The sequence below is a fragment of the Kitasatospora sp. NPDC043950 genome (assembly GCF_056435345.1).
Genome location: NZ_JBWKER010000073.1, coordinates 25,693 through 33,594, shown reverse-complemented (window position 1 = coordinate 33,594; position 7,902 = coordinate 25,693). Strand labels below are relative to the sequence as shown.

At 73.4% G+C, this 7,902-nt stretch carries 9 protein-coding genes; 5 read left to right on the top strand and 4 right to left on the bottom strand.

The window, feature by feature from the left end; translation table 11 throughout:
• The first annotated feature begins 180 nt into the window (after positions 1-180).
• The 3 genes from AC07BF_RS33830 to AC07BF_RS33820 all read left to right on the top strand — a co-directional run bounded on the left by AC07BF_RS33830 (position 181) and on the right by AC07BF_RS33820 (position 1,742).
• Positions 181-300, top strand: a complete 120-nt coding sequence (locus AC07BF_RS33830) for a putative leader peptide (RefSeq protein WP_347878546.1) — start codon at positions 181-183, stop codon at positions 298-300.
• 115 nt (positions 301-415) lie between these two features.
• A complete protein-coding gene (locus AC07BF_RS33825; protein WP_363370276.1) occupies positions 416-694 on the top strand; it encodes a MoaD/ThiS family protein in 279 nt (92 codons plus the stop codon).
• 79 nt (positions 695-773) lie between these two features.
• The gene (locus AC07BF_RS33820; RefSeq protein WP_363583759.1) at positions 774-1,742 is read left to right on the top strand and encodes a PLP-dependent cysteine synthase family protein; all 969 of its coding nucleotides are present in this window, start codon (positions 774-776) and stop codon (positions 1,740-1,742) included.
• Positions 1,743-1,776: 34 nt separating this feature from the next.
• Here AC07BF_RS33820 and AC07BF_RS33815 read toward each other — a convergent pair whose 3' ends face one another.
• Positions 1,777-2,247: a type II toxin-antitoxin system PemK/MazF family toxin gene (locus AC07BF_RS33815; protein WP_478334356.1), complete on the bottom strand. Its 471-nt coding sequence runs from the start codon at positions 2,245-2,247 to the stop codon at positions 1,777-1,779.
• A 186-nt stretch (positions 2,248-2,433) separates the two neighbouring features.
• Between AC07BF_RS33815 and AC07BF_RS33810 the strand changes: the two genes are divergently transcribed.
• Together AC07BF_RS33810 and AC07BF_RS33805 are read left to right on the top strand one after the other, a co-directional pair.
• The gene (locus AC07BF_RS33810; RefSeq protein ID WP_363583755.1) at positions 2,434-2,625 is read left to right on the top strand and encodes a MerR family transcriptional regulator; all 192 of its coding nucleotides are present in this window, start codon (positions 2,434-2,436) and stop codon (positions 2,623-2,625) included.
• Positions 2,626-2,824: 199 nt separating this feature from the next.
• Positions 2,825-3,571, top strand: coding sequence for an MBL fold metallo-hydrolase (locus AC07BF_RS33805; RefSeq protein WP_350881195.1), 747 nt, complete (start codon positions 2,825-2,827; stop codon positions 3,569-3,571).
• 37 nt (positions 3,572-3,608) lie between these two features.
• Here AC07BF_RS33805 and AC07BF_RS33800 read toward each other — a convergent pair whose 3' ends face one another.
• The 3 genes from AC07BF_RS33800 to AC07BF_RS33790 form a co-directional block, all read right to left on the bottom strand.
• On the bottom strand, positions 3,609-4,895 hold the full coding sequence (locus AC07BF_RS33800; protein WP_478334355.1) for an LLM class flavin-dependent oxidoreductase: 1,287 nt from the start codon (positions 4,893-4,895) through the stop codon (positions 3,609-3,611).
• A complete protein-coding gene (locus AC07BF_RS33795; protein ID WP_478334354.1) occupies positions 4,892-5,956 on the bottom strand; it encodes an LLM class flavin-dependent oxidoreductase in 1,065 nt (354 codons plus the stop codon). The genes AC07BF_RS33800 and AC07BF_RS33795 overlap by 4 nt, the downstream gene beginning before the upstream one ends.
• A 406-nt stretch (positions 5,957-6,362) precedes the next feature.
• The gene (locus AC07BF_RS33790) at positions 6,363-7,640 is read right to left on the bottom strand and encodes a PTS transporter subunit EIIC (RefSeq protein WP_478334353.1); all 1,278 of its coding nucleotides are present in this window, start codon (positions 7,638-7,640) and stop codon (positions 6,363-6,365) included.
• Between the last annotated feature and the right edge of the window lie 262 nt (positions 7,641-7,902).

Here is a 7,902-nt window from a genome sequence, read left to right as displayed (position 1 = left end):
CCCCCCCCCCCCCCCCCCCCCCCCCCCCCCCCCCCCCCCCCCCCCCCCCCCCCCCCCCCCCCCCCCCCCCCCCCCCCCCCCCCCCCCCCGGGCCCGTGTCGTCTCAGCCCGAGAAACGGGAACATCCGGATCCCGAGACGGGCATGGAGGAGCGGGCCGGGGAATCTATACGATGAGCCCATGCGTTCCGTCGATGTGAGCAACCAGGCCCCGGGCACCCGCCTCGTGGCACGCCTGCACGTCGACCTGTGCCGGCTCGCCAGTGCGATCTGTCCCGGCACGCCCGCGCGTTCGCGCTGAGCCGCCCGCCCCACCCGGTGCCCACCGCCTGCCGGCGACGCCGAGCCCCGGGACCACCCTCCCCGCCGTGCCCGCCGCGGCCCACCCACCTCACGACTCGCACAGGAGCGCACCCATGGCCATCGAGGTCCGCATCCCGACCATCCTCCGCACCTACACCGACGGCGCCAAGGCCGTCGAGGGCACCGGCAGCAACCTCGGGGAGCTCTTCGCCGACCTCGACGCCCGCCACCCGGGCATCGCCGCCCGCCTGGTCGAGGGCGGTGAGCTGCGCCGCTTCGTCAACGTCTACCTGAACGACGAGGACGTCCGCTTCCTGGAGGGCATCTCCACCGCCCTCGCCGACGGCGACAGCGTCACCATCCTGCCCGCCGTGGCCGGCGGAGCCCGCTGACCTCCCGCCCTCCCGTCCGCCCAGCGGCGGGCGGGAGGGCGCCCTTCCGCACCCCCACCGCCGTGGCCGGAGGCCTCCCTTGCGTTACGACAGCCCGCTCGAAGCCGTCGGCAACACCCCGCTGGTCCGCCTGCCGCGGCTGTCCGCCGCCGTCCCCGGCAACACCGACGGGCAGGTGACGCTCTGGGCCAAGCTGGAGGACCGCAACCCCACCGGCTCGATCAAGGACCGCCCGGCGCTGCACATGATCGAGCGCGCCGAGGCCGCCGGCCGGCTCACCCCCGGCTGCACCATCCTGGAACCCACCAGCGGCAACACCGGCATCTCGCTCGCCATGGCCGCCAAGCTCAAGGGCTACCGGATGGTCTGCGTGATGCCCGAGAACACCAGCGAGGAACGGCGCGAACTGCTCCGCATGTGGGGCGCCGAGATCATCCCCTCGCCGGCCGCCGGCGGCTCCAACACCGCCGTCCGGATCGCCAAGGAGATCGCCGCCGAGCACCCGGACTGGGTCATGCTCTACCAGTACGGCAACCCCGACAACGCGGGCGCCCACTACGCCACCACCGGCCCCGAGATCCTCGCCGACCTGCCGACCGTCACCCACTTCGTGGCCGGCCTCGGCACCACCGGCACCCTGATGGGCGTCGGGCGCTACCTGCGCGAGAAGGTCCCCGGCGTGCGGATCGTCGCCGCCGAACCCCGCTACGACGACCTGGTGTACGGGCTGCGCAACCTCGACGAGGGCTTCGTCCCCGAGCTGTACGACGCCGCGGTGCTCACCACCCGTTTCTCGGTCGGCTCCGCGGACGCCGTCCGCCGCACCCGCGAACTCCTCCAGCAGGAGGGCATCTTCGCGGGCGTCTCGACCGGCGCGATCCTGCACGCCGCGATCGGCGTCGGCCGCAAGGCCGCGGCGGCCGGGGAGCGCGCCGACATCGTGTTCGTGGTCGCCGACGGCGGCTGGAAGTACCTGTCCACCGGCATCTACACCGCGGAGACCACCGAGGCGGCCGTCGAGGCGCTGCAGGGGCAGCTCTGGGCCTGAGAGCCCCAGCGGTGCTGGAGGGCCAGCTCCGGGCCTAGCCGCGTTGCAGGGCCTGCTGCGCGCGCGACCAGACCTGCCGGTCCACCGTGCCGGCCCGGCGGCGGAAGGCCGACAGCGGCACCTCGCGCAGCTCGTCGGTCTCCAGCCAGCTGGTGCGGCCCTGCCGGTCGCCCACCAAGGCGGGCGGCAGCGGCAGCACGCCCGGGCGTTCGGCGTGGTGCTTGCTGGTGATCTTCGCGACGGTCGCGGTGCGGCCGTGCACCCGCAGCACCAGGCACGGGCGGTCCTTCGACCCCGGGCCGTCCTCGAACGGGACCTCCGCCCACCAGATCTCCTGCGGCTGCGGCCCCGGACGGCCCTTGGCCGCCGGGCGCGGGCGCGGAGCCGTCGGACCGGCCGGTCGCGGCGCCGGGCGGGTGCGCCGGACCAGCGCCCCCACGACGGCGGCCAGCAGCGCGACGCCCGCCACCGCCAGGACCACCCAGACCCCGGTCGAACTGTTCATGGCGCGAACCGTACCGGGCCCATGGCGGCCCCCACCACCGTGAGTGCCCGGACGGCCGGGCATTTGTCCGCACCAGGCTCCCGGTTCGTCACGGAATGACCACGGTGCCCGTTCCGTGGTGAAGAGTCGCCGACGCCCGGACAGGCTGCCTCACGTACGCCCGCCCCGCCCCTCCGGAGGTGCCTCGTGGGGAGAAGCTCCGAGCTGTGGTCCTACGCCGAGATCGCCCGCCACATCAACGTGCAGGCCGAGAGCGTCCGCAACTACCGGCGGCACGGGCTGCTGCCCGACCCGGACGTCCTCGACGCCGGCGGCCACCCCCGCTGGTACCCCGACACGATCAAGGCCTGGGCCCGCAACCGCCCCCGCCACCGCTGACCCGACGGCACCCGAACGGACGGCACCGCCCCCGCCCCGGCGTTCTGGTGATTCCAGCCACAGCCCGGCACGGGGACGGGGGCAAAGTGTCGCTCCGCCCTTACTCTCGACACGCGAAGCAGTGCTACCGGCCGGTTCCACCGGCCCGGCCTGCCGTTTTCCAGCAGCAGCCAGGACGTGTCGGGGCGGAGGGGCTCGGATGAAACTGACCGTGGTGGGGTGCTCGGGGAGCTTCCCGTCCGCCGAATCGCCCTGCTCCAGCTACCTCGTCGAGGCCGACGGCTACCGCGTCGTGCTCGACCTCGGCAACGGTGCCCTCGGCGCCCTGCAGAAGTACGTGGACATCTACGAGGTCGACGCCGTCCTGCTCAGCCACCTGCACGCCGACCACTGCGTCGACCTGTGCGCCTACTGGGTCGCCCGCAACTACCGCGCCGAGGGCTGCCCCGACCCGATGCCCGTCTACGGCCCGGCCGGCACCGCCGAACGGCTCGCCCGCGCCTACGACATGCCGGAGAACCCGGGGATGAAGGAGGTCTTCGACTTCCACACCCTCACCCCCGGGGCCTTCGACCTCGGCCCGTTCCGGATCGAGGTCGCCCAGGTCAACCACCCCGTCGACGCCTTCGCCTTCCGCCTCGAACACGACGGCCGCGCGCTCGTCTACTCCGGCGACACCGGCGAGAGCGCCGAACTCGTCGAACTCGCCCGCGACGCCGACCTCTTCCTCTGCGAGGCCGCCTACATCGACGGCCGGGACACCTACCAGGCCGTCCACCTCAACGGCCGGGAGGCCGGCGAGCACGCCGCCGCCGCCCACGTCCGCCGGCTCGTCCTCACCCACATCCCCCCGTGGACCGACGCCGAGCACAACCGCCGCGACGCCGCCGCCGCGTACCCGGGCCCCGTCGAGGTCGCCCGGGCGGGTGCGGTGTACCGGATCTGAGCGGGCGGGCGGGCCGGTCGGCTCGGCGTCGGTCGTCTCAGCGTCGGCCGGGGAGCGGCAGGCCGAGGTGGTCGCGCAGGGTCGTCCCGCTGTAGTCGGTGCGGAACACCCCGCGCTCCTGGAGCAGCGGCACCACGTGGTCGACGAACGCGTCCAGGCCGCCCGGGGTCAGGTGGGGGACGAGGATGAAGCCGTCGGCCGCGTCGTTCTGCACGAAGAAGTCGATCCGCTCGGCGACCGTCGCGGGGGAGCCGATGAAGGACTGCCGGCCGGTCACCTCGATCACCAGCTCGCGGCTGGTGAGCTGCTTCTCGGCGGCCAGCGCCCGCCAGCGGGCGGCGACGGCCGACGGGTCGCCGATCCGGACCCGGCCCTGGGCCAGGGCGCTGTCCGGGTCGGGGTCGACGGCGGGCAGCGGACCGTCCGGGTCGTGGTCGGACAGGTCGATGCCCCAGACCTGTTCCAGGAAGGCGATCGTGGTCTGCGGCCCGACCTGGGCCCGGCGGACCTCGGCGGCGAGTTCGGCGGCCTCGGCGTCGGTGTCGCCGAGGGCGAAGGTGACGCCGGGCATGATCTTCAGCTCGTCCGGCTTGCGGCCGTACGCGGCGAGCCGGCGCTTGACGTCCGCGTGGAAGGCCTGGCCGTCGGCGAGGGTGGAGTGCCGGCTGAAGACGACGTCGGCGGTCGCGGCGGCGAACTCCCGGCCCTCGTCGGAGTCCCCGGCCTGGATGACCACCGGGTGGCCCTGCGGCGGGCGGGGCAGCGAGAGCCGGCCCTCGACCTCGAACTGCGGGCCGCTGTGCCGGACGGTCTCCGCTCCGCCGTCCCAGAACTCCCGGGCGAGCTGCACGAATTCGGCGGCCCGGGTGTAGCGGTCGGCGCGGTCGAGGTAGCCGCCGCGGCGGAAGTTCTCCCCGGTGAAGGCGTCCGAGGAGGTGACCACGTTCCAGGCCGCGCGCCCGCCGGAGAGGTGGTCCAACGAGGCGAACCGACGGGCCAGTTCGTACGGTTCGTTGAAGGTGGCGTTGACGGTGCCGGCCAGCCCGAGACGGGTGGTGACGGCGGCCAGCGCGTTCAGCACGGTGATCGACTCGGGGCGGCCGACCACGTCCAGGTCGTGGATGCGGCCCTTGTTCTCGCGCAGCCGCAGGCCCTCGGCGAGGAAGAAGAAGTCGAACTTCCCGCGCTCGGCGGTCTCGGCGAGGTGGCGGAAGGAGTCGAACTCGATGTGGCTGCCGGAGTCCGGGTCGCTCCACACCGTGGTGTTGTTGACGCCGGGGAAGTGCGCGGCGAGGTGGATCTGCTTGAGCGGGCGGTCCGTCATCGGGTCACCTCGGCGAGAGCGGCGGCGGACGGGGTGGCGGTGGCGTCGGTGTTGGTGGCGGCGTCGGTGGCGTAGCGGCTGGCCGGGCGGGCCAGGCCGAGGTGGTCGCGCAGGGTGCGGCCGGCCGCGTACCCGGCGCGGAACAGCCCCTGGGCGCGCAGCACCGGGACGACCCGTTCGGCGAGGGCGGCCAGGTCCCGTTCGGGCTCGGCGGGGACGAGGTGGAAGCCGTCGACGCCGGTGCCGATCGCGGCGAGGTCGGCGAGCAGGCGGTCGGCCGCGGCGTCGTCGGGCAGGGCGGCGTCGGTCCGGGCGAGGATGCGCAGGTGCTCGCCGGCGCGCAGCCGCAGTTCGGTGGCGGCGGCCAGCCGGGCGGCGTGGTCGGGGGCGTCCAGCAGGACGACGTCGGCGTACCGGATCGCCGCCGCGACCCGGGCGCGACCGCCGGGGGAGGCGTACGGGGCGAGGTCGACGGCGGACACCGGGACGGCGACGACCGGGCGGCCCTGCGGTGGGCGCGGGGTGATCGACGGCCCGCGGACGGAGAAGTGCGGGCCCTCGAAGTCGACGTAGTGCAGCTTGTCGCGGTCGATGAACCGCCCGGTGGCGGTGTCGCGGATCTCCGCGTCGTCCTCCCAGCTGTCCCAGAGCCGGGCGGCGACCTCGACGGCGTCGGCGGCCTCCGCCCAGAGCGCGTCCGCGGGGGCGGTCGGGCGGCGGCCGAAGGCCTTGGCCTCGGCCTCGGTGGCGGAGACGCCGACCAGCCAGCCGGCCCGGCCCCGGCTCACCCAGTCCAGGGTGTTGACCGCGATCGAGGTGTGGAACGGCTCGGTGTGGGTGGTGGTGACGGTGGGCACCAGTCCGACCCGCTCGGTCAGCGGGGCGATCCGGGCGAGGGTGGCGAGGGCGTCGGGGCGGTGCGGTTCGGGGGTGAAGGAGTCGTCGAGGGTGACGAAGTCGAGGGTGGCCCGCTCGGCGAGGCGGGCGAGGGCGGCGTAGTGCCCGGCGTCGACGTGGCCGGGGCTGTCCAGGGCGGCGGAGAGGTGCAGTTGGCGGGGCATGCTGAGGCCTGACTTTCCTCGTGCGGACGCGTGCGGGCGACGCCGGCGAACGCGCACAGGGGGTGTGCGGGTGCGTACGGCCGCGCGCGGGTGCGCGGTGGCGGCCCGGAGGCGGGCGGGGCCCGTGCGGGCGGGAGGGGAGGAACGGCGCCGGGCGGGAGGTCAGCCGGGCGGCGGGGGGAACGGTCGGCTCAGCCGCGACACGCCGCGGACCACACGCGACCGAAGTCGATGTGGCTGCGGGTCACCAGCGGGCAGGACGCGTTCACGGCTTCAGTTGACCAGTGCCTCCGCCGGTTCGTCAACCGCCGTTCCCGCCGCCCCGGGGTGGGACGCGCGACGACCCCGCCCCGCCGCTGGGGGAGCAGCGGCGGGGCGGGGTCGTGGAGTGCGGACGGGCGGGGCCTCAGGCCTTGGTCACGTCCTCGATCTCGTCGTCGTCCTCGCGGCCGGGGGTCTTGAGGTTGAACTTGGTGATCGCGAAGCGGAAGAGGAAGTAGTACAGCGCGGCGAAGACCAGGCCGATCGGGATGATCAGCCACGGGTCGGTGGCCTTGCTCCAGGCCAGCGCGTAGTCGATCAGGCCGCCGGAGAAGGTGAAGCCGTCGTGCACGCCGAGCGCCCAGGTGACGGTCATCGAGACGGCGGTGAGCACCGCGTGGATGACGTACAGGGCCGGGGCGATGAAGACGAAGGCGAACTCGATCGGCTCGGTGACACCGGTGACGAAGGAGGTCAGCGCCAGCGAGACCATCATGCCGGTGATGGCCTTGCGGCGGTGCGGCTTGGCGGCGTGGGCGATGGCCAGTGCGGCGGCGGGCAGCGCGAACATCATGATCGGGAAGAAGCCGGACATGAACTGGCCGGCGGTCGGGTCGCCGGCGAAGAAGCGCGGGATGTCGCCGTGCACGATGGTGCCGTCGGCCTTGGTGAAGTCACCGGTCTGGAACCAGGCGTAGGAGTTCACGAACTGGTGCATGCCGACCGGCAGCAGACCGCGGTTGACCAGGCCGAAGGCGCCCGCGCCGAGCGCGCCGGCACCGATCAGGGTGTCGTTCAGGCTCTTGATGGCGTCGCCGACCGGGCCCCAGGTCAGGGCGAACAGGACACCGATGCCGGTGCCGACGAAGGCCATCAGGATCGGCACCAGACGGCGGCCGTTGAAGAAGCCGAGCCAGTCGACCAGCTTGGTGCGGTGGTACTTCTGCCACAGCACGGCGGCCAGCAGGCCGATCACGATGCCGCCGAGCACACCCGGGTTCTGGTAGGTCGGGTCGACCCACTTGCCGTCGGCGATGTGGCCCTTGGTGATCGGGAACGCGGTCAGCACGTTCTTGTAGACCAGGAAGCCGACCAGGGCGGCGAGGGCGGTGGAGCCGTCCGCCTTCTTGGCGAAGCCGATCGCGATACCCACCGCGAACAGCAGCGGCAGGTTGTCGAAGACCCCGCTACCGGCGGTGTTGAACACCGCGGCGACCTTGTCCCAGCCGAGGCCGTCCTTGCCGAACACGTCGTCCTGGCCGAGGCGCATCAGCAGACCGGCGGCGGGGAGCACGGCGATGGGCAGCTGGAGGCTGCGGCCGATCTTCTGCAGGCCCTGGAGCAGGTTCTGGCCGAATTTCTTGGCGGGGCTGGGCGTGGCCGGAGCCGTGGCGGGCGCCGGTGCCTGCGCTGACTGACTCATTGGGGTGGGTTCCTAACGGCATGGCGGTCGGGGGAGGGGCACATGGGGCCGAACCGCGAACTGGTCTACACCACGTGTGGTGTAGACCAGTTTTGTAGCACGGGTGGAGAAGGGGGGGAACCCCGGAAAGCGCCCCTGCCGGGAAGCGCTATGAAATCGAAACCTAGTTGCGGAACGACGATCATGATTACCCGCCGTGATTGGGATTTTGGCTATTTGCGCAACAAAAAGACCCGGCCCCGTCCGGAGGCCCCGCCGAGGC